Source organism: Actinomyces radicidentis (assembly GCF_001553565.1).
GTDB lineage: Bacteria > Actinomycetota > Actinomycetes > Actinomycetales > Actinomycetaceae > Actinomyces > Actinomyces radicidentis.
In genome coordinates this window covers 749,207-774,500 of record NZ_CP014228.1, presented here as the reverse complement: position 1 = coordinate 774,500, position 25,294 = coordinate 749,207, and the positions used below count along the sequence as shown (strand labels likewise).

The 25,294-nt window shown below is 74.1% G+C and carries 20 protein-coding genes and 1 tRNA gene; 11 read left to right on the top strand and 10 right to left on the bottom strand.

The window, feature by feature from the left end:
• Nucleotides 1-9: 9 nt before the first annotated feature.
• Nucleotides 10-1,008: a 23S rRNA (guanosine(2251)-2'-O)-methyltransferase RlmB gene (gene rlmB, locus AXF14_RS03290; RefSeq protein ID WP_067940818.1), complete on the top strand. Its 999-nt coding sequence runs from the start codon at nt 10-12 to the stop codon at nt 1,006-1,008.
• 225 nt (nt 1,009-1,233) lie between these two features.
• Nucleotides 1,234-2,478, top strand: a complete 1,245-nt coding sequence (locus tag AXF14_RS03285) for a hypothetical protein (protein ID WP_067940815.1) — start codon at nt 1,234-1,236, stop codon at nt 2,476-2,478.
• A gap of 93 nt (nt 2,479-2,571) precedes the next feature.
• On the opposite strand, the gene AXF14_RS03280 is transcribed toward AXF14_RS03285, so the two are convergent.
• Both AXF14_RS03280 and AXF14_RS03275 read right to left on the bottom strand, forming a co-directional pair.
• Complete coding sequence (locus AXF14_RS03280; protein ID WP_067940814.1) at nt 2,572-3,960, bottom strand: DUF4032 domain-containing protein; 1,389 nt, start codon at nt 3,958-3,960, stop codon at nt 2,572-2,574.
• A gap of 170 nt (nt 3,961-4,130) precedes the next feature.
• Entirely contained in the window at nt 4,131-5,258 is a 1,128-nt protein-coding gene (locus AXF14_RS03275) for an ABC transporter ATP-binding protein (protein WP_067940811.1), read from the bottom strand.
• Between the two features lie 224 nt (nt 5,259-5,482).
• Here AXF14_RS03275 and AXF14_RS03270 point away from each other — a divergent pair, with 224 nt between their 5' ends.
• From AXF14_RS03270 to AXF14_RS03255, 4 genes are all read left to right on the top strand, one after another.
• Nucleotides 5,483-7,486: a serine/threonine-protein kinase gene (locus tag AXF14_RS03270; protein ID WP_067940809.1), complete on the top strand. Its 2,004-nt coding sequence runs from the start codon at nt 5,483-5,485 to the stop codon at nt 7,484-7,486.
• 202 nt (nt 7,487-7,688) lie between these two features.
• Nucleotides 7,689-8,570, top strand: a complete 882-nt coding sequence (locus AXF14_RS03265) for a DsbA family protein (RefSeq protein ID WP_236755914.1) — start codon at nt 7,689-7,691, stop codon at nt 8,568-8,570.
• A gap of 59 nt (nt 8,571-8,629) precedes the next feature.
• Nucleotides 8,630-8,705 (top strand) — tRNA-Thr (locus AXF14_RS03260).
• A gap of 210 nt (nt 8,706-8,915) precedes the next feature.
• The gene (locus AXF14_RS03255) at nt 8,916-9,698 is read left to right on the top strand and encodes a DUF364 domain-containing protein (RefSeq protein WP_067940807.1); all 783 of its coding nucleotides are present in this window, start codon (nt 8,916-8,918) and stop codon (nt 9,696-9,698) included.
• A gap of 74 nt (nt 9,699-9,772) precedes the next feature.
• Here the strand turns inward: AXF14_RS03255 and AXF14_RS03250 are convergent, their stop codons facing one another.
• Nucleotides 9,773-10,450 carry a uracil-DNA glycosylase gene (locus tag AXF14_RS03250; protein ID WP_067940805.1) on the bottom strand — a complete coding sequence of 226 codons (678 nt, stop codon included), beginning with the start codon at nt 10,448-10,450 and terminating at the stop codon, nt 9,773-9,775.
• Between the two features lie 83 nt (nt 10,451-10,533).
• On the opposite strand from AXF14_RS03250, the gene AXF14_RS03245 reads away from it, so the two are divergent.
• The 3 genes from AXF14_RS03245 to groL all read left to right on the top strand — a co-directional run bounded on the left by AXF14_RS03245 (nt 10,534) and on the right by groL (nt 14,403).
• Nucleotides 10,534-11,097: a LytR C-terminal domain-containing protein gene (locus AXF14_RS03245; RefSeq protein ID WP_067940803.1), complete on the top strand. Its 564-nt coding sequence runs from the start codon at nt 10,534-10,536 to the stop codon at nt 11,095-11,097.
• Nucleotides 11,094-12,458 (top strand): hypothetical protein, encoded by a 1,365-nt coding sequence (locus AXF14_RS03240; RefSeq protein WP_067940802.1) that lies wholly within the window; start codon nt 11,094-11,096, stop codon nt 12,456-12,458. Before AXF14_RS03245 ends, AXF14_RS03240 begins: the two co-directional genes overlap by 4 nt.
• Nucleotides 12,459-12,783: 325 nt before the next feature.
• The gene (groL, locus tag AXF14_RS03235) at nt 12,784-14,403 is read left to right on the top strand and encodes a chaperonin GroEL (protein WP_067940801.1); all 1,620 of its coding nucleotides are present in this window, start codon (nt 12,784-12,786) and stop codon (nt 14,401-14,403) included.
• 292 nt (nt 14,404-14,695) lie between these two features.
• Here the strand turns inward: groL and AXF14_RS03230 are convergent, their stop codons facing one another.
• The 7 genes from AXF14_RS03230 to AXF14_RS03200 all read right to left on the bottom strand — a co-directional run bounded on the left by AXF14_RS03230 (nt 14,696) and on the right by AXF14_RS03200 (nt 23,239).
• Complete coding sequence (locus AXF14_RS03230; RefSeq protein WP_067940800.1) at nt 14,696-14,989, bottom strand: WXG100 family type VII secretion target; 294 nt, start codon at nt 14,987-14,989, stop codon at nt 14,696-14,698.
• Between the two features lie 331 nt (nt 14,990-15,320).
• Nucleotides 15,321-16,574: an HD domain-containing protein gene (locus tag AXF14_RS03225; protein WP_067940799.1), complete on the bottom strand. Its 1,254-nt coding sequence runs from the start codon at nt 16,572-16,574 to the stop codon at nt 15,321-15,323.
• 158 nt (nt 16,575-16,732) lie between these two features.
• Nucleotides 16,733-18,262 carry a sensor histidine kinase gene (locus tag AXF14_RS03220; protein WP_067943961.1) on the bottom strand — a complete coding sequence of 510 codons (1,530 nt, stop codon included), beginning with the start codon at nt 18,260-18,262 and terminating at the stop codon, nt 16,733-16,735.
• A 170-nt stretch (nt 18,263-18,432) separates the two neighbouring features.
• Nucleotides 18,433-19,170: a response regulator transcription factor gene (locus AXF14_RS03215; RefSeq protein WP_067940798.1), complete on the bottom strand. Its 738-nt coding sequence runs from the start codon at nt 19,168-19,170 to the stop codon at nt 18,433-18,435.
• 138 nt (nt 19,171-19,308) lie between these two features.
• The gene (locus AXF14_RS03210) at nt 19,309-19,908 is read right to left on the bottom strand and encodes an NYN domain-containing protein (RefSeq protein ID WP_067940797.1); all 600 of its coding nucleotides are present in this window, start codon (nt 19,906-19,908) and stop codon (nt 19,309-19,311) included.
• A 110-nt stretch (nt 19,909-20,018) separates the two neighbouring features.
• Nucleotides 20,019-20,855, bottom strand: coding sequence for a PspA/IM30 family protein (locus AXF14_RS03205; protein WP_084355315.1), 837 nt, complete (start codon nt 20,853-20,855; stop codon nt 20,019-20,021).
• A 200-nt stretch (nt 20,856-21,055) separates the two neighbouring features.
• Nucleotides 21,056-23,239: a TPM domain-containing protein gene (locus AXF14_RS03200; protein ID WP_084355611.1), complete on the bottom strand. Its 2,184-nt coding sequence runs from the start codon at nt 23,237-23,239 to the stop codon at nt 21,056-21,058.
• A 117-nt stretch (nt 23,240-23,356) separates the two neighbouring features.
• On the opposite strand from AXF14_RS03200, the gene AXF14_RS03195 reads away from it, so the two are divergent.
• Entirely contained in the window at nt 23,357-24,346 is a 990-nt protein-coding gene (locus tag AXF14_RS03195) for a type 1 glutamine amidotransferase (protein ID WP_150118407.1), read from the top strand.
• Nucleotides 24,343-25,230, top strand: coding sequence for a type 1 glutamine amidotransferase (locus AXF14_RS03190; protein ID WP_067940795.1), 888 nt, complete (start codon nt 24,343-24,345; stop codon nt 25,228-25,230). The genes AXF14_RS03195 and AXF14_RS03190 overlap by 4 nt, the downstream gene beginning before the upstream one ends.
• Nucleotides 25,231-25,294 lie beyond the last annotated feature (64 nt).

The following is a 25,294-nucleotide window of genomic DNA, read 5'->3' as shown; positions in this document are numbered from 1 at the left end:
ACCACCCCCTTGCCCGGTAACGAGCAGTACCCCGGCGCGAAGCGCCGCCCCGGCACCAAGAAGGGCGCCACGAAGGGCTCCGGCGGCAACCGCCGCCAGGGCCTCGAGGGCCGCGGCCCGACGCCGAAGGCCGAGGACCGCGTCGGCCACCCCAAGGCCCGGGCGAGGGCCCGTGCCGAGGCCCGCGCCGCCCAGCCCACCCGCGCCAAGCAGCTGGAGAAGATCCGCCGCCGCTTCCAGGTGCCCGCCGGCCACGAGATCGTCTGCGGCCGCAACGCCGTCGCCGAGGCCGCCCGCTCCGGCGTCCCCATCGAGCGCGTCTTCATGGCCGTCTCCGCCGAGTCCGACGACCGCCTCGGCGCCGTCGTGCGCCGCGCCGCGCTCCTGGGCGCCCCGGTCCTGGAGACCACGAAGCTCGACCTCGAGGCCCTCACCGAGGGCGCCGTCCACCAGGGCGTCGCCATCGAGGTGCCCGCCTACGAGTACGCCGAGGCCGCCGACCTCCTCGAGCGCGCCCGCCTGCGCGGCCGCACCCCGCTGCTCGTCGCCCTCGACCAGGTGACCGACCCCCACAACCTCGGGGCCGTCCTGCGCTCCGCCGGGGCCTTCGGCGCCGACGGCGTCATCATCCCCGAGCGCCGCAGCGTCGGCGTCAACGCCACCGTCTGGAAGGTCTCCGCCGGCGCGGCCGCCCGCGTGCCCGTGGCGCGCGAGACCAACCTCGTGCGCACCCTCGAGGCCCTCAAGAAGGAGGGCTGCTTCGTCGTCGGCCTCGACGGCGGTGGCGACACCGACGTCGAGAACCTCACCGTGGCGGACGCGCCCCTCGTCCTCGTCACGGGGGCGGAGGGTGCGGGCCTGTCCCGCCTCGTGCGCGAGACCTGCGACGTCATCGCCTCGATCCCGATCTCGCGCGACGTCGAGTCGCTCAACGCGGCTGTCGCCACGGGCATCAGCCTGTACGAGGTGGACCGGCTGCGCCGGGCGGCCGCCGCGTCCCAGGACTGAGACGCGCCCGGCGCCGGTCCCGTGGCCCCGCGCCTCGCGTCGCGGTCCGGGAGCGCCCGCCCGGGCGCGCTCCCGGACCTGCACGATCGCCCGTGCTCGGGCCGTCACCCGCGACCGGATGGGCTCCGGCCGCCCCGCCTCGTTCCCGACCGGGCCCGATGCTGACACAATGGATCCGACGCCCTGCCCCGCGCAGGCGTCATGACACTTGAGGAGGCCACCCGCATGGCACAGGACCCCGCGCAGCGCTGGAACCGCACTGAGGGCGTGCTCGTCGCGCCCGGGACGCGCCCCGAGGACGTCGTCGCGCGCCTGCGCGAGAACGCCGTCGTCGCCCGCCTGGAGTGGTACCCGTCCACGGCGCACCTCATGTCCCTCACGCTGCTCTCCGACGCCGAGGGCCGCGTCGCCGTCACCCCGCCGTCGCGCGGCGGCGTCGTCCCCGGGCTTGGCGTCTCCGAGCTCGCTGAGGGGCTCGCCCGCGCCCTCTCCGCCGACGTCACCATCGGCCCGGCCTCCTTCGACGCGCTGCCCGACGACGTCGAGCTCCCGCAGGTGCCCACGGGCGGCTCCGCGGCCGCCCGCACCGTCGTCCTCACGCCGCTGAGCGCCTACATGGTGCCGCTGCAGGCGACGCTCCTCGAGCGCCCGCTCGCCGTGGCCACCGTGCCCGGCCTGGACCGCCGCATCGTCATGTACACGGGGGTAGGCGCCGAGCTCGGAACCTTCGGCTGGGACGAGGAGTCCCTCCCGGCCCTCGTCCTGGCCTCCAGCAACGGCGACCTCTCCGTCCGCGCCATCCCCACCGGGGAGACCGAGGACGACGCCGTCTTCTCCTGGGGCATGAGCTCGCAGTACGTGTGGGGCGGCGTCGACGAGCCGGGCCCGGCGCTCACGAGCCTCGTCGAGGAGCTCCTCACCGACTCCACCGACGCCTCCGTCATCGCCGAGGCCGTCCCCGGCGCCGACCCGGAGGCCACCGCCGCGGCCATCGCGACGCCCGGGGCCGAGGGCCTCGCTGCCCTCGTCACCGCCCTCGGCCTGCCCGAGTGGGTCGACGGCGTCCTCACGGGTCGCCTCGCGCCCGCCGAGGTCCCCGGCGTCGTCGTCCACGAGCCCCGCGGCCTGTCCAACGCCGTCGGCCGCTCCGTCGGTCTGCTCCTGCAGGACCCGGAGACCCCGGGCTCCGGCTTCGTCCAGGGCTACGTTCAGACCGTCACCGAGCGCCCGTGGGTCGTGCGCGCGGCCGCCGTCGTCGAGGCCGGCATCGGCGGGGCCCTCATCGGCGCCGCCGTCCGCCGACGCAACGCCAAGGGCGAGGTCCACGGAGGCCTCGCCGCCACCGGCGCCGTCCTCGTCATCGACGCGATTACCGAGGCGTCCCTGGCCTCGCTGACCCGGCACCGAGAGCTGCGGCGTCGTGCGGACGAGGAGACGGCCCTCGTCAACCGAGAGCTCGCGGAGGGCTGAGCCTCACTCAGCCACGAGCACGACCTCCCTGGACGAGGCGGGCGCCGACGGCGTCGTGCTCGTCCAGGGAGGTCGTGCTCGTGAGGGCGCCGGTTACTCGCCCTTGAACTTCATCCCGGCGGTGAAGCCCATCGGGTTGAGCTGGTACTGCCCGGCGGTCTCCTCGTCGCGGGCGGCGAACTCCTCGTCGTCGGAGAGGGGCTCCTCGTCCTCGCCCTCCTCGCCGTCGAAGATCGCCGCCATCTCCTGCGTGTCGCCGAGCGACAGGTAGGACTGCTCGTCCCAGTGCTCGGGCAGGACCGTGCGGACGTAGTCCTCGACCGCGGCCTCCATGGTGACGTCGTGGCCGGCGGCCTCGGACATGTACCAGCGGTGCTCGAGGACCTCGTGGAAGATCTCCGCGGGCTCGATCTTGCGGCGCAGCTCCACGGGCACGGCCTCGAGGGTCGGCTCGAACACCTGCGCGAGCCAGACGTGGGCCACCTGCTCGAGGGGCTGGGACTCGCGGCCCGTCGTGGCGCGGAAGGCCTCGAGGTCGTTGAGCATGCGCTGACCTTGGCGCTCCTCGACGTCGAGGCCCGTGAGCCGCATGATCTGGCGGTGGTAGTGGCCGGCGTCGACGACCTTCGGCTGGATGACCATCCGCGCGCCGGAGCCGTCCGCGAGGGTCTCCATCTTGAGCTCGCCGACGTCGAAGCCGAGCTCGTTGAGGCGCTCGATGCGGCGGCGCACGCGCCACCGCTCACCGAGGCTGAACTCCTCCGGGGCCGTGAGCACGTCCCACAGCTCGGTGTAGCGCGAGACGATCCGGTCGCCGACCTCGATCGTGTCGACGGACTGCTCGAGGAGCGCGCCGGCCTGGAGGTCCATGAGCTCGCCGATGATGTTCGTGCGGGCGACGTCGATGTCGTAGAGGCGCTTGCCCTCGGTGAGTCCGCCCTCGGGATAGAGCTCGCCGGTCTCGGCGTCGACGAGGTAGGCGGCGAAGGCGCCCGCGTCGCGGCGGAAGAGCGTGTTCGACAGTGAGACGTCGCCCCAGTAGAAGCCGAGCAGGTGCAGGCGCACGAGGAGGACGGCGAGGGCGTCGATGAGACGGGTGGCCGTCTCGGGCCGCATGTACTGGCTGAAGAGCGCGCGGTAGGGCAGCGAGTAGGACAGGTGCTCCGTCACGAGTGCGCAGTTGAGCTCCTCGCCGCTCAGGTCCGTGCGGCCGGTGACGACGGCGGTCGGGGTGACGCAGGGGGCGCCGAGGCGCTGGAGGTCGCGCAGGAGCTCGTACTCGCGGTGCGCGACGGACTCGCCGATCTCCTTGACCGCGATGACGCGCTCGGAGAGGTTGACGAAGCGCACGATGTGCCGGGAGAGACCACGGGGCAGGGCCGCGAGGACGTCCATCGGCCAGTCCTCGAGCGGCGTCTCCCAGGGCAGGTCGAGGAGCGCCGGGTCGATCGTCGCCGCGGTGATCTGCATGGACTGGGGCATGGCGTGATTATCGCAGGAATCGTGCTGGGACACGGCGACGCCCCCGCGCCGTCGGAGGGCTCACGGCCGCCCCGCCTGCCGCCCCGGACACGGAGGAGCCCCCGCCCCTCGGGAAGGAGGGGCGGGGGCTCCGGACGCTCAGCGCCGCCTGGCGCGGGCCGTTCCCGGGATCAGGCGGGGAGGCGCTCGCCGGTGGAGGCGGAGAAGATGTGCTCCTCGCCGGGCTTGATGCGGACGTGGATGGCCTCGCCCGGAGCCGGCGCGGTGCGCGGGGGGACGCGGACGATGATCTGGCTCGAGTCCTCACCGGAGCCGAGCTTCTCGTCGGAGGCGTCCGCGCCGACGAGCTCGCCGTAGATGTACGCGTCGGAGCCGAGCTCCTCGACGAAGGAGACGCGCACCGGGATGGAGTGCTCGTCGTTCTCGGAGACGACCTCGAGGGACTCGGGGCGGAAGCCGATGGTGACCTTGCCGTTGTCCTCGGGCTTGAGGGCGTCGAGGGTGGCGCGGGAGAGGGCGATCTTGGCGGCGCCGATGGTGGCGTCGGAGCCCTCGACCGAGAAGCGGCCCAGGTTCATGGCCGGCGAGCCGATGAAGCCGGCGACGAAGTCGTTGGCGGGCTTGTCGTACATGTCGCGCGGGGTGCCGACCTGCTGGAGGACGCCGTCCTTGAGGACCGCGATGCGGTCGCCCATGGTGAGGGCCTCGGTCTGGTCGTGGGTGACGTAGACCGTGGTGACGCCGAGCGAGCGCTGCAGCGAGGCGATCTGCGTGCGGGTCTGGACGCGGAGCTTGGCGTCCAGGTTGGACAGCGGCTCGTCCATGAGGAAGACCTTCGGCTTGCGCACGATGGCGCGGCCCATGGCGACGCGCTGACGCTGACCACCGGAGAGGGCCTTCGGCTTGCGGTCGAGGTACTCGGTGAGGCCGAGGATCTTCGCGGCCTCCTTGACGCGGCGGTCGATCTCGTCCTTGGGGGTGCCGGCGATCTTGAGCGCGAAGCCCATGTTGTCGTGCACGCTCATGTGCGGGTACAGCGCGTAGTTCTGGAAGACCATGGCGATGTCACGGTCCTTGGGCTGGACGTCGGTGACGTCCTTGTCGCCGATGAGGATGCGGCCGGAGTTGACGTCCTCGAGGCCCGCGAGCATGCGCAGGGAGGTCGACTTACCGCAGCCGGAGGGGCCGACGAGGACGAGGAACTCGCCGTCGGCGATCTCGAGGTTGAGCGCGTCCACGGACGGGCGGTCGTTGCCCGGGTAGATGCGGGTGGCGTGATCGAAGGTCACGGTTGCCATGGTTGGTATCCCTTCACCGGCAGGTACGTGCCGGACGATCCGTAGTGAAAGGTGCCTATGCGTGTCCGCATTGACACGTGCTCGGCCTGGGAGGGCCGTGCGCAGGACCATGATTTCACACGCAGCCCGATCGCGATACGGTTGCGAGAGAACCGGATGCTCCGGCGGCTGGTGAGACCGGTCACCTCAACGGTCCGGCCACGGCTCGCCGGTACTGTGGCCGCATGACGCAGACCCCCGGCCAGAGGCCCGCCGTGCCCGCCTCCCTAGCGGGGCTGCGCGCGGGCACCGTCGTCGGGGGCTACCGGCTCCTGCGCCGGCTCGGCGCCGGAGGCATGGGCGTCGTCTGGGAGGCCGAGGACGCCGACGGCCGCCGCGTCGCCATGAAGATCCTCCACCCCCAGATCGCCGCCGACCCCGTCGCGCGGCGCCGCCTGGACCGCGAGGCCCGCGTCCTCGCCCGCGTCCGCGACGCCCGCGTGGCCCGGATCCTCGACATCGAGACCGGCGACGGCGCCGACGGCGCGGGCGTCACCTTCGTCATCACCGAGCTCGTCGACGGCCCCACCCTCCAGCACGAGGTCGACCACGAGGGCGCCTACGACCTCGTCACCGACGCCCGCGACCTCGCCGACCTCGCCCACGGCCTCGTCGACGCGCTGCGCGCCGTCCACGCCGCCGGCGTCATCCACCGCGACCTCAAGCCCTCCAACGTCATGCTCGGCGCGCAGGGCCCCGTCCTCATCGACTTCGGTATCGCCCAGGTCGCCGACGACACCCGCCTCACCCAGACCGGCCAGGTGACCGGGACCCCCGGCTTCATCCCGCCGGAGATGCTCGACGGCGAGGAGCCGACCGCCGACGTCGACTGGTACGCCTGCGCCGGCGTCCTCCTGTTCGCCGTCACCGGCCGCGCGCCCTTCGGCACCGGCCCCTGGCAGGCCGTCTTCCGCCGCGTCTACGCGGGCACCCCCGAGACCGCCGGCCTCGAGACCGAGTGCCCGGCCCTCGCCCGCGCCTTCACCGCCGCCCTCGCCCCCGACCTCGCCGACCGGCTCGGTGTCCCCGACCTCCTCACCGTCCTCGACGACATCGCGGCCGGCGGGGACGGCACCGACGTCGTCGACGAGCTCCTCGGCCCCGATCCCGACGACGTCGACGAGTCCGGTACCGCGACGGGCTCGTACACGGACCCCTACGGCTCCTACGGGTCCGGCGCCTCCGCGCCGAGCGCGGGGAGCGGCGCCTACGGCTCCTCGGCCGCCTTGGCGGGCTCCGCCGCTCCCGGGACGGGCGGCTACGGCACCACCGGGGGCTCCTGGAGCGACCCGTGGACCGGCTCCCAGGGCTCCGGCAGCGGACTGCCCGACGGCGCCGTCCCGCCGGCCTTCGCCCCGCACCGGGCCCAGGCCCCTCAGGTCCCGCAGCCCTCCCAGCAGACCGGCGTCCCGCAGCCCTCGGCCGCCTGGGCGCCCACCAGCCCCGGAACGGGCGCGATCCAGCCCGCTGCCGGCTACCAGGGCGCCACCGGCGCCGTCGGCCCGCAGCAGGGCGCGGCCGCCGCGGTCTGCCAGCCGCTGCCCGCCGGTCCGGGCGCCGGCCGCCCCGGCCTGCCGGACTGGGCCCTGGAGCCGCGGCGCCACCCCGGCGTCGTCGTCGCCCTCGCCCTCGCCCTCTCGGCCCTCGGCGCCTGGCTGCCCGCCTGGGTCGCCATCGTTGCGACCATCGCCATCGTCCTGGCCGGCACCGTCGGCCGCGCGGACGACGCCCGCCGCTGGCACCGCCTCCAGCAGGGCCGCCGCAGCCGCGGCGACGACTCCCGCATGTGGGCGGCGGCTCCCTGGTACCTCCTGCGGTCACTGGTCGCCACCGCCTTCGCCGTCGTCGTCAGCCTCCTCATCACGGTCGCCGTCTTCTACGTCGGCGCGAAGGTCCTCGGCTTCGGCTCCACCCCGGCACGCGTGGCCGCGAACCTCTCCGAGTACCACCGGATCGCCGGCTTCCTCGCCGGCCTCACCGCCATCTACCTCGGCGTCACCTGGTTCATCCCCTGGGGCGCGCCGACCCGCCGCGGCGGCGCCAAGCTCGTCGGGCTCATCGCGCCGAGCCGCGCCGTGCGCCTCGTCCTGTCCCTCGTCCTGCTCGGCGTCACCGGCGTCATCGTCCTGCTCGTCATGGCGGGCCGCTTCCCGCCGGCCACCCTCGAGCCCTTCTACTCCTGGGGCTGAGCGCCCCGTCCGGCGCCGGCGCAGCGCTCCCGGCGCGGCCTCCGACGGCGGGCCCGCGGGACGCTGCGGCGTGAGCCACTCCGCAGGGCGTCCTCTGTCCCTCGCTCCGGACGACGGGCAGAATGTCCGTGAACCGTCAACGGACCTGGGTGCGCGGGGTCCTCCCCGCCCGGGTCCGCCCCGACAGACCCGAGGAGAACCCGTGGCTTCCAACAACCCTCGTCCGACCAAGGCCGAGCGCCGCGCCGCCGCGCGCGCCCAGGCGCAGGCCATGCGCGAGGAGCAGGAGCGCAAGGACCGCCGCAACAAGATCACCCGCCGCTCGCTCCTCGCCGGCGGCGCCGTCGTCATCGCCGGCGGCGTGGCCTACGCCGTGACCCGCGACGACGACTCCTCCTCCGGCTCCACCACCGCCCAGGGCAAGGCCAACAAGGCCGGCTTCCCCAAGCTCGTCCTCAAGGACGGCTCCTGGACCTACGGCGCGGGCCCCGAGGCCGGCGCGACCAACTCCGGCGCCAAGGTCCTCGACGTCTACTTCGACTACTCGTGCCACTACTGCGCGGCCTTCGAGGACCTCCACTCCGACGAGATCACGACGCTCCTCAACGACAAGAAGATCACCCTGGCCCTGCACCCCTGCAAGATCCTCGGCCAGGACTGGACCGACAAGGTCATGAACGCGATGGGCGTCGTCCTGGACGACGAGCCCGACAAGGCCCTCGACCTCCACAACCGGATCTTCGCCCTCTTCTACAAGATCTACCAGTCGCAGGACACGAGCCTCATGACGGTCGACAACATCGTCGCGACCGCCCAGGACGCCGGTGTCTCCTCCTCGGTCACCTCGAAGTTCGCCGAGGCGATCAGCGGCAACACCTACGGCGAGTGGACCACCGCCGGCACGGAGGCCTTCTCCGACAAGGGCTTCACCGGCACCCCCACGGTGGTCCTCGGCGGCAAGACCCTCGACCTCGCCACGATCGGCACCGCCACGGGCCTGACCGACACCCTCAGCGGCTCGTCGTCCTCCTCCGGCTCCAGCCCCTCCGCCGAGGCGAGCGCGGCCGTCACCGACGCCCGGTGACCCCTCCCGGCCCTCGGGCCCGGAGCAGGGCGCGGAGCCTGTAGGCTCAGCGCGCCCACGCCGCGTTAGCTCAGCTGGTAGAGCAGCTGTCTTGTAAACAGCAGGTCGCCGGTTCGAACCCGGCACGCGGCTCCACGAGAGGACGCCCGCCCTCGCACCGAGAGGTCGCGACGGCGGGCGCCCCTCCTTCCCCGGGACGCCCCGGGGCGACAGCGCCCGGCGGGCCCCCGCCCGTCGTCGCTGGATCGCAACCCGTCCACGCTGCGGTCCGGCCGTGGACGCGCCCGCGAGCCCCGTTAGGGTGACTGGCCGACCCGAGCACCACCACCAACGAGGAGACCACCCGTGACCAGCGCCTGGGACGTCTACGACGCCCTCATCGAGGACCTTCCCGAGGACGTCACCGTGACCGCCTCCCACCGCGGCCCCAGGTGGACCCGCGTCCTCAACTCCGCCGACGGCGTCGGCTCCGCCTGGACCGTGGACCTGCGCTCGCGGCCCGCGCTGTCCGCCGACGTCCCCGACGCCGGCCGCCCGCTGCGGGACGTCGCCGCCCTCGTCAAGAGCTGGAACCTCGCCGAGGCCGGCGTCGGCCTCGCCGCCCTCAACTCCTGGTACTCCAAGGCCGAGGTCGCCGCCGAGCAGGGCTTCGAGGAGACCGGTGCCGGCCTGACATGGCGCGAGGTCTTCGAGCCCTACAACGACGTCGTCGAGGGGCAGAAGGTCGCCGTCATCGGCCACTACCCCTTCGCCCGCAAGTCCCTGTGGAAGGCCGGCGAGCTCGAGGTCCTCGAGCGCGACGTCCAGGCCGGCGACTTCCCCGACACCGCCTGCGAGTTCCTCCTGCCCGAGGCCGACTGGGTCTTCATCTCCTCGTCCTCCCTCGTCAACAAGACCGCGCCGCGCCTCATCGCGCTCGCGGCCGACGGCGGCGCCCGCACCGTCATGGTCGGCCCCTCCACGCCGATGCACCCCATGTGGCTGGACCTCGGCGTCGACACCGTCACCGGCTGGGTCGCCGACCCCTCCGTGCGCCCCGACCGCCCCGAGGAGCTCCCCGAGCCCGGCGACATCGGCCCCGGCTACCGCATGCACCTCGGCCTGCCCGTCCCCGGTGCCGAGGGCTGACGCCCCCGAGCAGCACGACGACGGCCCCGCACCGAGCAGGTGCGGGGCCGCCGCGCGTCAGGACGCGGGCGCGCTCACGGCAGGCGCCAGTCGACCGGCTCGGCGCCCTGCGCCACGAGCAGATCGTTGGCGCGGCTGAATGGCCGCGAGCCGAAGAAGCCCCGCGAGGCGCTCAGCGGCGAGGGGTGCGGGGAGGCCACGATCGGCGTCGAGCCCAGCATCGGGGTGAGGGACTGCGCCGGCCGCCCCCACAGGATCGCGACGAGCGGGCGGTCGCGCGCGACGAGCGCCTCGATGGCCCGCTGCGTCACCGCCTCCCAGCCCCAGCCGCGGTGCGAGGCCGGCGCACCCGGGCGGACCGTGAGGACCCTGTTGAGGAGCATGACGCCCTGGCGCGACCACGCCGTGAGGTCCCCGGTCGTCGGGCGCTCGACGCCCAGGTCCGCGACGAGCTCGGTGTAGATGTTCTCCAGGCTGCGCGGCGGCTTGACGCCCGGCTGCACGGAGAAGGACAGGCCCATGGGGTGACCCGGCGTCGGGTAGGGGTCCTGGCCGACGATGAGGACCTTGACCTCGTCCATCGGGTAGGTGAAGGCGCGCAGCACGTCCGTGCCCGCCGGGAGGTATCCGCGGCCGGCGGCGACCTCCTCGCGCAGGCGGGCGCCGATCTCGTGGATGGTGGGCTCGACCGGGGCCAGGGCGCTCGCCCAGCTCGGGTCGACGATCTCGCTCAGAGGCCTCGGCTCGCTCACGCTCCGAGCCTAGCCCGCGGCCCCGCCGGGGTGTCGCGCCCGACCTGGGCGGCCGTGCCGCGCCGCCCCGCTATCCTCGCGGCGTGACCCCTTACGAGTACCCCGAGGACGAGTTCGACTCCCCGGCCGACGACGGCCCGGACCCGATCGGCGTCCACCGAGAGCCCGTCCCCGCCTGGCGGAGCTGGCTCCCCCTCCTCGCGGTCCTCATCATCGTGCCGCTCCTGGCCTGGGGCGCCGTCTCCCTCCTCGGCTCCCGCTCCGGCTCGCCGACCGAGACGACGACCACCGCGGTCGCCGCGTCGACCGCCTCGGCCACCCCGACCGCGACGGCGAGCGCCACCCTCGCGGGCGACGCCGACATGACCACCGGCATCACCGTCCACAACGGCACCAGCACCCAGGGCCTCGGTACGCGCACGGGCGAGAAGCTCACCAACGCCGGCTTCACCGCCGTCACCGTCTCCCAGGGCGTCTACTCCCTCACCGACCCGACCGCCACGACCATCTACTACGCGTCCCCCGACGACGAGTCCACGGCCCAGGCCATCGCCCAGACCCTCGGTGTCACGAACGTCGTCGAGTCCGCCGCAGAGGCGCAGTCGAACCCGATCGTCGTCGTGCTGCGGGACGACTACCAGGAGTGAGCCCGGCGCCCGGGCTCCCCTCCCGGCGCGGCCTCCTGCGCGGCGCCGGCCTCGTCCTCGGGGTCTCCGCCGCGACCCTCGCGGGCGCACGCCTCGCCACCCTCTGGCACCGGCTGCCGCCCTTCCTCCTGAGCGAGGGCGTCGCCGTCGGCCCCGACGGCGTCCTGCGCGCCCTGGCCGTGGGCTCCCGAGTCGTGTACGAGCCGGGCAGCCGCGTCCCGACGGCGGCCACGGACCCCGTCGCCGTGACCGACGCCGAGCGGCGGTCCCTCGTCGAGGCCGCGCGCGCCCGGCGCTCCGGCGCGGCGCTCCCCGACGGGCCGTGGCGGGACCTCGCCGACGGGGCCCTCGACGACCTCCTCGCCCTCACCTCGCCCGTCCTCGCCCAGGACGGCGCACCGGCCGTCGACTACCCCACGGGCTCCGTCCTCGCCGGAACCGTCGGGATCTGGCGCTACACCTGGCCGCGCGACGCCGCCTTCGCCGCGGCCGCCCTCGCCGCCGCGGGACTGGGGGAGGAGGCGCTCACCGTCCTCGACCGCCTCGCCGCGCTCCTCGGTCCGGACGGCTCCTTCCAGGCCCGCTACACGGCCGACGGCGGCGTCCCCGACGCCCGCTCTCCCCAGACCGACGGCACCGGCTGGTTCCTCTGGGCCGCCGAACGGGCGCTCCTGGGGGATGGCGGCGGGCACGGGGCTGCGCCGTCGCCGCGGGCTGAGCTGCGCGCGGCTCTCACGACGGCGACCGCACACCTGCTGGCCCTCACCGACGGCGCCGACCGCCTCCCGACGCCCTCGCCCGACTACTGGGAGGTCGAGGAGGACCGCCTCACGCTCGGCACGGCGGCGCCCGTCCTCCTCGGCCTCGAGGCTGCCGGGCGGCTCGCCGCCGCCGGCCTGCTCGGGGGCGCAGTCGCGTCCGACGCCCTGTCCCGACGGGTGTGCGAGGTCCGCGCCGCCGTCGAGCGCGTCTTCGCGCCCGGCTGGGGGCGTCACGCCGGTGACGACGACGTCGACGCCGCCCTGTGCTGGGTCCTCCCTCCCTTCACCGAGCCCCTCGCGGGCGCCCTCGGGGCGCGCGCGGCCCTGCTCACCCGGCTCGCCCGGGGCTCGGGTGGTCTGGCCCCGGGCTCCTCCTGGCGCGACGACGGCGTGTCCTGGACGCCGGAGACGGCGCTCGTCGCCTGGTCCGCGCAGGCCCTCGGGTGGGACTCGGAGGAGGAGCAGCTGCGCGCGTGGCTCTCGGCCTCGCGCACCGCCGTCGGCGCACTGCCGGAGAAGGTCGCCGCGACCGGCGCGCCCGCGGGCCCTGCGCCCCTGGCCTGGACCTGCGCCCTCGTCGTGCTCGCCGCCTGCCGCTGAGCCTCTCCGGCGGGGCCTTCATCGCGCGGCCTCGCGGGACGAGCCCCGGCGGATCGGCGCCGCGGGCCGGGACCGTCGGTCACGCGCTCCGCCGTCGGTGGCTTCGCCGTCGGTGGAAGGCCCGAGCCTCGGCCTTGAGCGCCTTGCACTCAAGGGGTGAGAGTGCCAGCATTGCGGTTAGCACTCAGGGCTGTCGAGTGACAGTCCGAGTGAGTCAACCTGGCCTTCCAGTGAGGCCCGAGCGGCCCGCGTGACCAGAACGCGGGGCGCGAGGACCGTCCGTCGCGGGCGCTGGCAGGCCCCACCACTCCAGTGGAGGAACCCAATGTCCAAGATCATCGCCTTCGACGAGGAGGCCCGCCGCGGTATGGAGCGGGGCCTCAACACCCTCGCCGACACCGTCAAGGTCACCCTCGGCCCCAAGGGCCGCAACGTCGTCCTCGACAAGAAGTGGGGCGCCCCCACGATCACCAACGACGGCGTCACCATCGCCAAGGAGATCGAGCTCGAGGAGCCCTACGAGAAGATCGGCGCCGAGCTCGTCAAGGAGGTCGCCAAGAAGACGGACGACGTCGCCGGTGACGGCACCACCACCGCGACCGTCCTCGCCCAGGCGCTCGTCCGCGAGGGCCTGCGCAACGTGGCCGCCGGCGCCAACCCGATCGCCGTCCGCCGCGGCATCGACAAGGCCGTCGCCAAGGTCGTCGAGCGCCTCCTCGCCGACGCCAAGGAGGTCGAGACCCAGGAGGAGATCGCCGCCACCGCGTCCATCTCCGCCGGCGACCCGCAGATCGGCGAGTTCATCGCCGAGGCCCTCGAGAAGGTCGGCCACGACGGCGTCATCACCGTCGAGGAGTCCAACACCTTCGGCCTCGAGCTCGAGGTCACCGAGGGCATGCGCTTCGACAAGGGCTTCATCTCCCCCTACTTCGTCACCGACGCGGACCGCCAGGAGGCCGTCCTCGAGGACGCCTACGTCCTGCTCGTCGAGTCCAAGATCTCGAACGTCAAGGACCTGCTGCCCCTCCTCGAGAAGGTCATGCAGTCCGGCAAGCCGCTCGCCATCATCGCCGAGGACGTCGAGGCCGAGGCCCTCGCCACCCTCGTCGTCAACCGCATCCGCGGCACCTTCAAGTCCGTCGCCGTCAAGGCCCCGGGCTTCGGCGACCGCCGCAAGGCGATGCTGCAGGACATGGCCATCCTCACCGGCGGCACCGTCATCTCCGAGACCGTTGGTCTCAAGCTCGAGAACGCCACCCTCGAGGACCTGGGCCAGGCCCGCAAGGTCGTCGTCACCAAGGACGAGACCACCATCGTCGAGGGCGCCGGCGAGAAGGACGCCATCGACGCCCGCGTCGCCCAGATCCGCGGCGAGATCGAGAACTCCGACTCCGAGTACGACAAGGAGAAGCTCTCCGAGCGCCTCGCCAAGCTCGCCGGCGGCGTCGCCGTCCTCAAGTCCGGTGCCGCCACCGAGGTGGAGCTCAAGGAGCGCAAGCACCGTATCGAGGACGCCGTCCGCAACGCCAAGGCCGCCGTCGAGGAGGGCATCGTCGCCGGTGGTGGCGTCGCCCTCATCCAGGCCGCCGAGGTCCTCGACACCCTCGAGCTCGAGGGCGACGAGGCGACGGGCGCCCAGATCGTCAAGCTGGCCGTCGAGGCCCCGCTCAAGCAGATCTCGACCAACGCCGGCCTCGAGGGCGGCGTCGTCGTGGACCGCGTCCGCAACCTGCCCGTCGGCGAGGGCCTCAACGCCGCGACCGGCGAGTACGTCAACCTGCTCGGCGCCGGCATCGCCGACCCGGTCAAGGTCACCCGCTCCGCCCTCCAGAACGCCGCGTCCATCGCGGGCCTGTTCCTCACCACCGAGGCCGTCGTCGCCGACAAGCCGGAGCCCCCGGCCCCGGCCGCCCCGGCCGGTGACGACATGGGCGGGATGTACTGATCCCACCGGTCGCCCGGTGACGGGCCGCCGACCGGCCCGCGGTGAGCCCCGCGGGCGCCGGTGACCGGCCCGGAGCCCCGATCGCACGACGGCGGGCCGTCCTCCACACGGAGGGCGGCCCGCCGTCGTCGTGAGCGGGAGGCGACCGGGGCGCCTCGCGCTGTGTGTGATCCGTTCGCCGCGCCCTGACGCCGAACTCGTACCCTTCACGTCGAGACCCACGGTAGGGCTGTGGGTCTCGGAGCGAAAGACACGAGTTCGGCGTCGGTGAGCTGTACGGGTGGGGCGGGGCTCAGCGGGCGCCGAAGCGGCCTGCGTTGGCGGCCTCGGCGTCGTCGTAGGAGACGGCGGCCTGGTCGAGGGCCTGACTGAGCAGGTCGAGGCTCGCCTGGACCTGGGCCTGGGTGAGGTGCCAGTCCGCGGCGGCCGTGCCCATGGAGTCCGAGGCGCCGCCGCTCCACGAGGACTGGAGGAGGGCGACGTCGCCGTTCATGGCGTCGACCTCGGTCTGGATCGTCGTGATGCGGGTGCGGGTCCGGGCGGCGGTGTCGGCGACGGCCTGGGTGTCGACGGCGAAGACGGGCATGGTGGGCCTTTCCGTGAGGGGGTCGGCGAGGACCCCTGCGTGCTGCGCGAGCGGGCGCCCGCGGCACGCACCACGCTAGGGACCGGGCGTCGGCCGCCTCCGGGGCTCGTCACCGGTCTGGGGGAGAGGGGTGCAGCGGGCCGTCCTGTGGAGCCTCGCCGGACTCCGGACGTCGGACACGGCGATGTCCCCGCGCCCACCGGCGCACGCGCCGCCCGACGGCGTCCCCGCGCCCGACCGTGCTCGCGCGCGGCGCTGCCGGCCCTGAACGCGACGGAGCCGCCCCCGTTCGGGAGCGGCTCCGCGGCTGCTGATCGGCGAGGCCGGTGGCTCAGGCCCCGCCCTGGCCGTCGTCGATGACCTCGGCCGAGATGGGCGAGAACTCGCCGGTGCGCGCCTCGCGGAGCACCTTCGCCTCCTCGGCCTTGGCGCGCAGGCGCTCGCACATCTTGTCACGCTCGGCCTGGGCGAGGGACGCGCGGTCGAGCCCGCCCTCGGTCGCGGCGACGGCGTCGACGGCGCGCGGGGAGGACAGGAGCCGGTCGAGGTCCTCGATGCAGGACTCCATCGTCGTCGTGTGGCCGGCGGACTCGTCCTTCGGCTCCGGACGGGCCTGCGGACCGACGGAGGAGACTCCGGTGGCGGGCGTGGCCGGAGAGGCGACGGAGGTCTTACGCGCGGCGGCCGTGGGTGTGATGACCGGCGCCGGACGGGTCGCCGGGCGCGGCTCGGCGGCCTCCGGGGCGTCGGCGGCCTCGAGACCGCCGAGCGTCGCCGAGGCGGCGACGGCACGACGCGCGGCCTGCTTCTCGCCCTCCGCGGAGGCCTCGGCGATCCGGGCGTCGAGGTGCTTGGCGACGACGTCGGCCGCCGTTGTCGGGGCGTTCGGGTCGTGCGGGAGCTTCTCCAGCTCGGCCTCGACGCGGCGCTTCTCCGCCTCGAGGTTCTCACGGGCCGGGAGCTCCCAGCGGGCGCCGAGCGGCGAGGAGAAGAGCGTCTCGCGACCGAGGAGCTTGCCGATGATGGTGAGCCGGGCGCGCAGGTAGTCCTCCGCGGGGATGTGCGCGTACTCGGCGCGCACCTGCTCGCGGTACTTCTTGTACTGCTGCGGCTCGACGGCCAGGGTGCCCAGGTCCGCGTCGTTGAGGGCGAGGGCGTCGATGTCGTTCGGCGCCAGGTTGTGACGCTTGAGGTTGAGGATGAGCGCGCAGACGCGGTCGACGACCTTGTCCGGCACGCCGAGCCCATGGAGGTCCTCGGCGGCGTAGGCGGCCGACGCCACCTCGTCCTCACCGCCGTTTCGGCGGTAGATCTCCTCGGAGGAGGAGGAGAAGATGCAGCCGTGGTACCAGACCGCCAGCCGCATGATGTCCGGGTTGTGGGACTCGTCGGCGAGCTCGTCCACGCGGGCGAGCATGTCGATGGCGTGGCGCAGGTTGTGGAAGCGCCGGTCCGGGCTTCCCCACATCTCGATGAGGCGTTCGCCGGCCGCGCGGAGGTCCTCCACCGGCGCGGTGGCGCCGAGGGACTTGACGGAGCGGACGTAGGCGGGGAGCAGCCACTGCGGTGCGTCGATGACGCCCATGCAAAGCCTCCGGGATCGGGTGCGGGACGCCCGCAATCGTAGGGCCGCTCCAGGGCCCAAGTCGAAGGGCTGCTGTGTCGGAACCACCACGAAATGCTGACAATCCGATCGCGTAGCCGATCCGTGGCTCGGGGAGGCCTGGACGCGAGTCAGGGGCCTCAGACCGCCGGCGGAGCCTCCTGAACGGGTGCAGGTGCGAGCGGGAGCTCGATGCGCACCGTCGCACCGCCGCCCGGCGTCTGCAGCATCCGGACCGTGCCGCCGTGCCGCTCGATGATCTGGGCGACGATCGCCAGGCCGAGGCCCGATCCTCCGGTCTCCCGGTTGCGCGAGGAGTCCGAGCGGTAGAAGCGCTGGAAGACCTTCTGCGCGTCCGCCTCGGGCACGCCCGGACCGTGGTCGCGCACCTCGACAACCGCCGTGCCCGCCGGCGCCGTCCTCAGCGGCGTGAGGGTCGTGACGACCTCGGGGCCGAGCGCGCCGACGGCGATCTCGACGGGCGAGCCCTCGGGCGTGTGCCGCGTGACGTTGCCGAGCAGGTTGGTGAGGACCTGGGAGAGGCGGTCGCGGTCGCCGATGACGACGAGCGGGCCCGGCTCGGCGTCCGCGGGGGCGGGCGCGTAGCCCGTCTGCAGGGGGACGAGGGCGCAGTCGCGCTCCGGGGCGAGCACGGCCATGTCCGCCAGGGCGCCCGAGGCGGCCTTGGTGAGGTCGACCGGGGCCGAGGCCATCTGGCGGCCCTCGTCCATGCGCGCGAGCTGGAGGAGGTCCTCGACGAGGCGCCCCATCCGGGAGGCCTCGTCCTCGATGCGGCCCATGACCTCGCTCTGGCGCTCCGCCGGGACGCCGCCCATGCGGTACAGCTCGCCGTAGCCGCGGATGGCGGCCAGCGGCGTGCGCAGCTCGTGGGAGGCGTCGGAGACGAAGCGCGTCATGCGCTCCTGCGCGACGACCTGCACGGAGAAGGCCCACTCGTTCTGGGTGAGCATCGTGTTGAGCGCGCGTTGGAGGGAACCGACCTCCGTCGTCGGCGGCTCGGAGACGGGGACGCGGGCGGAGAGGTCACCCGAGGCGATCTGCCCGGCGACGCCCTCGATCTGGCGCAGCGGCCGGAACGAGCGGCGCACGAGGTAGGTCGCGGCGGCCGCCCCGAGGAGGATGACGACGACGTCGGAGAGGGCCACGACGAGGCGCGTGCGCTCGACCGTCTCCTGCATGTCGGTCAGCGGCAGGGCGACGGCGACGACGCCGCCCCAGGTCTTCGTCGAGCCGGAGGACGACGTCGTCGTGTACGGCAGGACGGTGACGCGCCACTCGTGGCCGAGCTGGTCGGAGCTGACCGTGAACAGCGTCTGGTCGTTGCGGTCGGCGATCGCCTCCTTGAGGGAGAGCGTGCCCAGGTCCGGCGTGCCGTAGTCCGCGGCGGTGCCGTCGGAGATCATCTGCTGCACGTCGCCGTCGATGGTCTGGACCTCGACGAAGTACGTCGAGGGCATGCCGGAGGTCCGGCCGGTCTGCAGCTGGGCGAGGCCCTGGTTGGCGATGGTCGCGGAGGTGGTGCGCAGCTGGCCGTCGATCTGCCCCTGCAGGTGCGAGGCGAGCAGCGAGGTGACGGCGAGCGAGGCGACGAGCAGCCCCAGGGTGAGCAGACCGGTGGTGATGAGGGCGAGACGGCTGCGCAGCGGCAGGGAGTGCCAGGAGCGGCGGGCGTCGGTGACGGGGTGGAAGCGGCCCTTCTTGACGGGGCGGAGCTGCTTGGGGCGGGGGCTCCACGGGTGCGCGCGGCCGTCGGCGTGCGCGGTGGTCGCCCGGCCGGAGCGCGCCGACCGGGTCGGGGCCCCGGGGCCCTGCCTCACGGTCACTCGCCCTTGGGCTCGCGCAGCATGTAGCCGACGCCGCGCCGCGTCTGGATGAGCGGGACGACGGTCTCGCCGTCGCGCCCCTCGATCTGGTCGACCTTGCGGCGCAGGTAGGAGATGTAGGACTCGACGATGGCTGCGTCGCCGTTCCAGTCGTACTCCCAGACGTGGTCGAGGATCTGGGCCTTGGAGACGACGCGGCCCGCGTTGAGCATGAGGTAGCGCAGGAGCTTGAACTCGGTCGGGGAGAGCTCGACCTCGACGCCGGCGCGGTGGACCTCGTGGGCGTCCTCGTCCAGGACCAGGTCGGCGACGCGGACGACGCCGTCGTCCTCGCCCTCGACGGCGTGGGTGCGGCGCAGGATCGCGCGGATGCGGGCGACGACCTCCTCGAGGCCGAAGGGCTTGGTGACGTAGTCGTCGCCGCCGACCGTGAGCCCCTGGACCTTGTCGGCCATGTCGTCGCGGGCGGTGAGGAAGAGGATCGGGGTGGTGACGTCGCGCTCGCGCAGGCGGCGGGCGACGGTGAATCCGTCCATGTCGGGGAGCATGACGTCGAGGACGATGAGGTCGGGGTCGTCGTTCTCCGCGGCGTGCAGGGCGGCGTTGCCGTCCGCGGCGGTGGAGACCTCGAAGCCCGCGAAGCGCAGGGACGAGGCGAGCAGGTCCCTGATGTTCGGCTCGTCGTCGACGACGAGGAGATGGGCCTCGGTGCGGGAGTCCTGGGAACGATCCATGGCGCGTATGGTGCCCGCCGAGCCTGGACGTTCCCTGAGTGGTAGATGGGGGCTTGAGACGCAATCCGGCGGTTCCGGCCCAGGCGGTGCGAGGAACGCACCGGTCGGGGCCAGGACCGCCGGATCGAGGGCGTGGGCTCAGATGAACTTGAGCGGGTCGAAGTCGGCCAGCGGGATGATCCGGACGCGCGGCAGCGCCACGGTGAAGGCGTCGACGTCGGTCTCGAGGTCGTGCAGGCGCAGGCCCTTGGACTCCAGGCCAGCCAGGCGCGCGTTGAGGAACTCGCGGAAGCCGAGGACGCCGACGGAAGCGCCGGCGTCGAGGAGGCGCTCCACCTGCGGGATGTAGTCGCCGTCGTGGGAGCCGAGGAGCACCTGCGCGCTCTCCCCGGACTCGGCGCGCTCGGCGATGGCGTCCAGGGTGCGCTGGATACCGATGTCGACGACCTTCTCCTCCGGGTTCCCGGAGCCGGCCAGCGGGACGGGGCGGTAGTCCATGGCGAGGAGCGCCTGGACGAAGCCCATCGGCATGTGGCCGCTGGTCGCGTTGAGGAAGAACAGGGCGGTCGTGTCGTCTCCCTGGCCGCCGGCCTGGTCGTCGGAGAGGCGGTCGCAGAAGGACAGGACGCGGTCCCAGCGGGGACGCTCCTCGGGCTCGGGGCGACGGCCGAGGACGCTCATGCCCAGGGTCGCGTCGATGTTCTCGCCGTCGACGAGGAGGTACGTGGGTGCGCTCATGCGCTCATGCTAGCGGCCGGGCGCGCGGGAGCCTGCGCGCGACGGCGCCTCCCCGTGTGTGGGGAGGCGCCGTCGGTGCCTCGGGGCGCGGGGCGCCCGGGTGGGGTTGCTCAGTACGAGGAGGTGTCCGAGTCGTCGGCCTGCTCGACGGGCTCCTCCTGGCCCTGAGCCTTGAGCGCCGCGAAGGCGGCGTCGACGTCGTCGTCGCCGTCGGTGATCTGCGCGGCGGGCGCCGTGCCGGACTTGAGCGCGGCGAGGCGCAGCTCGGCCTCGGACTGCGTCGAGGAGGCCTCGAGCTCGGCGAACTGGGACTCCAGGGAGTCGCCGGCGAGCTCGGCCTGACCGGCGGCCTGCGCCTCGACGCGGCGGACCTGGTCCTCGTAGCGGGCGATCTCGCTCGTCGGGTCCATGACGTTGATGGAGCGGATCGCGCCCTGGACCTTGACCTGGGCCTCGGCGCTCTTCTGACGGGCGACGAGCTGGTCGCGGCGGGACTTGAGCTCGTCGAGCTTGGCCTCCATCTGGGTCAGGCCCGTCTTGAGCTGCTCGACGACCTGGCGCTGCGACTCGATCATCGGCTCCGCGGACTTGGCCTCGTTCTCCGCGTTGATCTGCTTCGTGATGGCGATCTTGGCCAGGGAGTCCCACTTGTCGGCGCCCGCGGCGTCGCCGGAGGCGCGCAGCTGGTCGGCCTTCTGGGAGGCGGCGAGGGCCTTGGCGCCCCAGTCCCTGGCCTCGGCGACGTCGGCGTCGTGGTCCTTCTCCGCCAGACGCAGGTTGCCGATCGTCTGGGCGACGGCGTCGCGGGCCTCGGCGATGGAGGAGGTGTAGTCGCGCACGAGCTGGTCGAGCATCTTCTGCGGGTCCTCAGCGCGGTCGAGGAGGGCGTTGACGTTGGCGCGGGTGAGCTGGGCGATGCGGCCCAGGATCGACTGCTTCTCAGCCATGGGGTGTGGTCCCTTCCGTTGGTCCCCGGCGGAGCCGGGAGGTCTGCAGGTGTGTCGTGCTGCTGTCGTGCTGATGCGGTCCGTCCGCGAGGCGGTGCCTGGACGGGGCGTCCGCGTCAAGGCTCGCACGCGGGCGCCGTGGTGGCGAGGGGATGCCGCCCGGTATCGCCGCCCGCGGAGCGCCGGCGGGTCCGGGCGGGTCAGAAGCGGCCGCCGCCGCCTCCGAAGCCCCCGCCGCCCCCGCCGAAGCCTCCGCCGCCGCCGCCGAAGCCCCCGCCCCCGAAGCCGCCGCCTCCGAAGGGGCCGCCGCCGGGGCCGCCGAAGCCGCCGCCGAAGGGGTCGTCGTGGTGCGGACCGCCCCAGCCGCCGTAGCCGCCGCGACCGCCGCCCAGGAGGATCCCGCCCAGGATGAGCGAGCCGAGGTCGAGGCCGCCGCCGGAGGAGGAGCCGCCTCCGAAGCCGTTGCCGCCGCCGCCGCGGACGTCCGCCTCCGCGAGCGCCTGGGCCTGCGCGACGAGGGGCTCGCCCGCCGCCACCTCGGCCAGGGCCGCCTGCGGGTCCGTCGACTGCAGCGACGTCGCCGCCGTCGCGTGGCGCGTCGCCTCGGACAGCGCCGTCCGCGCCGAGGAGCCGACGACGCCGCGGTGCGTCGTGATGTAGGAGGTGACGGCGTCGATCTGGCTGTTGAGGCGCGACAGGCGCGAGCCCAGCGACGAGCGGGCGCGCGAGTCGTTCTCCTCGCGCTCGCGCGCCGGGGCGAGGGCGGCGTCGATGGCCGCCTCCGCACGAGCCAGGTGGTCCAGCGCCGCGAGCGGGTCGCCGGTGGCGCTCGGCCCGGAGGCGGCGCGACCCTCGGCGACGGCGGCCTCGGCGTCGGCGACGAGCGGGCTCAGCGTCGCGGCGGGGACCTGCGAACAGAGGCGCTGGGCGTCGACGAGGTCGGAGGAGATCGAGGCGATCGCCGCCTCCAGGTCCGCGCTCGCCGAGGCGAGGCGCTCGCGGGCACCCGTCACCTGCGCGGCGAGCTGACCGGCCTGCGCGATCGAGCCCTGCGCGATGCGCACCTGCTCCACCGCGGTGGCCTGCTGGCCGGCGTCGACCGAGGCCTGCGCCTGGTCCAGGGCCGTGCGGCCCGCGGCGACGAGGCGACCGGCCTGGTTGGGCGCGCCGGAGACGGAGCTGAGGGCCGAGTCCGGGTAGGTCGCGTGCAGGGTGACGAGGAGCGTCTGAGCGGCGCGGATCGCCTGCTCGGTCTCGTCGGCGCGCTGCCTCGTCTCCGCGATGGAGGTCGGCAGGTTCGCCTCGATGCCGCGACGGTCGGTGAAGGCCTTCTCCTGCGCCTGGATCGCCGCGACGGCGCGCTGGCAGCGCTCGAGGATCTCGCCGTACATCTGCCGCTGCTGCTCGGGCGTCTCGGGGACGTCGTCGTCGAGGCGCTTCTTGAGCTCGAAGGAGGCGGCGAGGTCCTCACGGGCCGCGGTGAGCGTCTGGGTGAAGGCGTCCGTGGCGGACAGGCCGAACTGCGCCTGGGCGTAGGAGAGCTCCTCGTCGGCGGCGCGCACGGAGTCGTCGGCGGTGACGAGGGCGGCGCCCGCCTGGCTCTCGAGGTCCTCGAGCGCGGGGGCGGAGCCCTGGGGGGCCTCGTCCCCGCGCTTGCGGTTGAACAGCACGTCGTTCCCTCCCTGGTCGGAGGAGGCCGACCTCCTCCTGCGCGTGCCGGCGAAGATCGCGGTAGCACCGCCGATCGCCACCGCGCCGAGGGCGATCGGCAGGGCGGCTGAGCCGGAGCCCGACGAGTCCGAGCCCGACGAGTCGGACGATCCGCTGCTCGCCACGTCGGCGATCGCGGTCACGGCACCGTCGTAGTCCCCGTCGCTGAGAGCCCGGTAGACGTCCTCCCTGGCCCGGCTGAGCATGTCGTCGGACCAGATCGAGTCGTCGGCGGAGCCGTCGAAGGCGTAGGAGCGGGTCGAGCCGTCCGCCGCGTTGATGACGAGGAGGAGGTCGTTCGTTCCGAAGCCCGAGCTGCTCCAGGCGGTCTCGGCCCAGTCGTCGGCCGTCTGCGAGTCGTCCTTCATCGTGACGACCCAGAGGGCGGCGCCGGTGTCGGAGGAGACGGCGTCGACCGCGGACTGCGCGGAGGAGGCGTCGAGGATCCCGGCGTCGTCGGTGACGTGCTTCGTGATCGAGGTCGACGGCGCGTCCGCGGTGAGGGTGGCTCGGGTGAGGGCGCTCGGGGCGTCCGCGGTGACGTCGGCCGCGCGCTGGGCATCGGCGAGGGGCGCGGCTCCCGCGGCGGGCACGACGAGCACGGCTCCCACGAGCAGCCCGCAGGCCGTGAGCCGGGCGAGGACGCCCCCGAGGGGCCGGAGTGTCTGGCGCATCACGCCCCATCGTTCCGGGCGGCGAGCGGGACGGCAACCGGTTTCGCCCCGGGCGCGCCGTGGGCGGCCGCTGCCACGCTCTTGCGCGGCCTCGACCGGGTCGGGCTCAATGTCGTCATGACCGACGCCGCCCCCCGCGTCACGATCATCGAGCCGGACTGCCTCGCGCCGGTCGGGCGTCTCGGCACCTGGCTCGAGGAGGCGGGCGCCCAGGTCCGCACGGTCCGCCTCTGGGACGGCGACCCCGTCCCCGCGCTCGGCGAGGTCGGCGGCGCGATGCTCCTCATGGGCGGCGTCATGTCCGCCCACTCCGACGATGAGCACTCCTGGCTGTCGGGCGTCCGCGCCCTCCTGAGCGACGCCGTCGACGCGGAGCTGCCAGCCCTCGGGGTGTGCCTCGGTGCGCAGGTCGCCGCCGAGGCCCTCGGCGGTCGCACCGCCGTGCCCTCGCCCGAGGGATCCGAGGACGGGGTCGTCGAGCTGCTCCTGGACGACGCGGCCGACGAGGACCCGCTGGTCGGCCCCGCTCTCCGAGCCGGTCTCGAGGCGCGGGCCCCGCTGCCGAGGAGGGCGCTGGACGGTGGATCGGCCAAGGGGCTCTCCGCGCGGGGCGGGGACAGTACCGCGGCGTCGCCCGCTCCCGACGCCTCCGGCGAGCTCGGACCCGGCCCCGCCTCGGACGGTGCCCGCCTGCCCGTCATCGTGTCCCACGACGACGCCGTCGCCGAGCTCCCCGCCGGTGCCCGTCTCCTCGCCTCCACCGCCCAGGTGCGCGTCCACGCCGGGCGCGCCGGCAGTCTCCTCGCCCTCCAGCACCACCCCGAGGCCGACCCCGACCGCGTCGCCTTCTGGGCCGCCCGCGGTGCCGCGCGCCGTCTCGGACTCCTCGACGACCCCGCCCTCGCCTACGGCACGCCCACCGACGCAGTCCCCGAGCCGCTGCGGCCGGGCGCGAGCGCCGCCCGGGACGGCGCGGAGCCATCGAGCCCGTCACGACGGCCTTCGGCCGGGCGCTCGCGGGCGCCGTCGTGGAGGCCGCGCGTGGCCTGTGAGGGTTGTCTCAAGGTTTGCGCCGGCGTGTCCGCACCCGCTCAAATGGGGCAATGACCGAGACGATCGACGTGACCCGCCACGGCGGGAACGCCCCCGTGATCACCGTCATCGAGCCCGAGGCCTTCGCGCCCCTGGGCCGCCTGGGTGAGTGGCTCTTCGCCGAGGGGGTCACCCTCGACGTCGTCCGCCCCTGGAACGGGGAGGCAGTGCCCTCCTTCGAGGAGATCGGCGACGGGCTCGTCGTCCTCGGCGGCGCCATGAGCGCCCACGACGACGCCGAGCACCCCTGGCTCGGGGACCTGCGCGCCCTCCTGCGTCGTGTCGTCGACGAGCGCCTGCCGGCCGTGACCATCTGCCTCGGCGCGCAGGTCGCCGCGGAGGCCCTCGGCGGCGCCACCGCCGTCCCCTCGCCGCACGGCTCCGAGGGCGGGATCGTCGACCTCCACCTCACCGAGGGCGCCGCCGACGACCCGGTCTTCGGCGAGCTCGTCGACGAGGCGGTCCGTGCCGCGGTCCGCGCGGGCATCTCCACGCAGGACGGCACGCGCCTGCCCGCGATCGTCTCCCACGACGACGGCGTCGTCCGGCTGCCCGAGGAGGCGATCCTCCTGGCCTCCTCCGAGGGCGCGCCCGTGCAGGCCTGGCGCGCCGGGCGGCTCCTCGCCCTCCAGCACCACCCCGAGTCCAACCCGGAGCGGATCGAGTACTGGCAGGCGCGCAACGCCGCCCGCCGCATGGGCCTCGTCCAGGACGAGGAGACCGCCGAGGCGCTCCCCGAGGGCGTCCTGCCCGACGAGGCGCTGGCGGCCGGCGCCGCCGCGCGCGCCGAGGCGGAGCGTGTCGACCCGGTCATCCAGGCCTTCGGCCGGGCGCTGGCGCGGCAGCTCGCGCGCAACGCCCGCGCGCGCCGCGCGTCCCGAGCACGCGGCGCCCTCTGACGCGCCCGCTACGGCGCCCCGCGCGCTTCAGGTTCCGCCGGTGTCCCTTGCACCGGCTCCATCG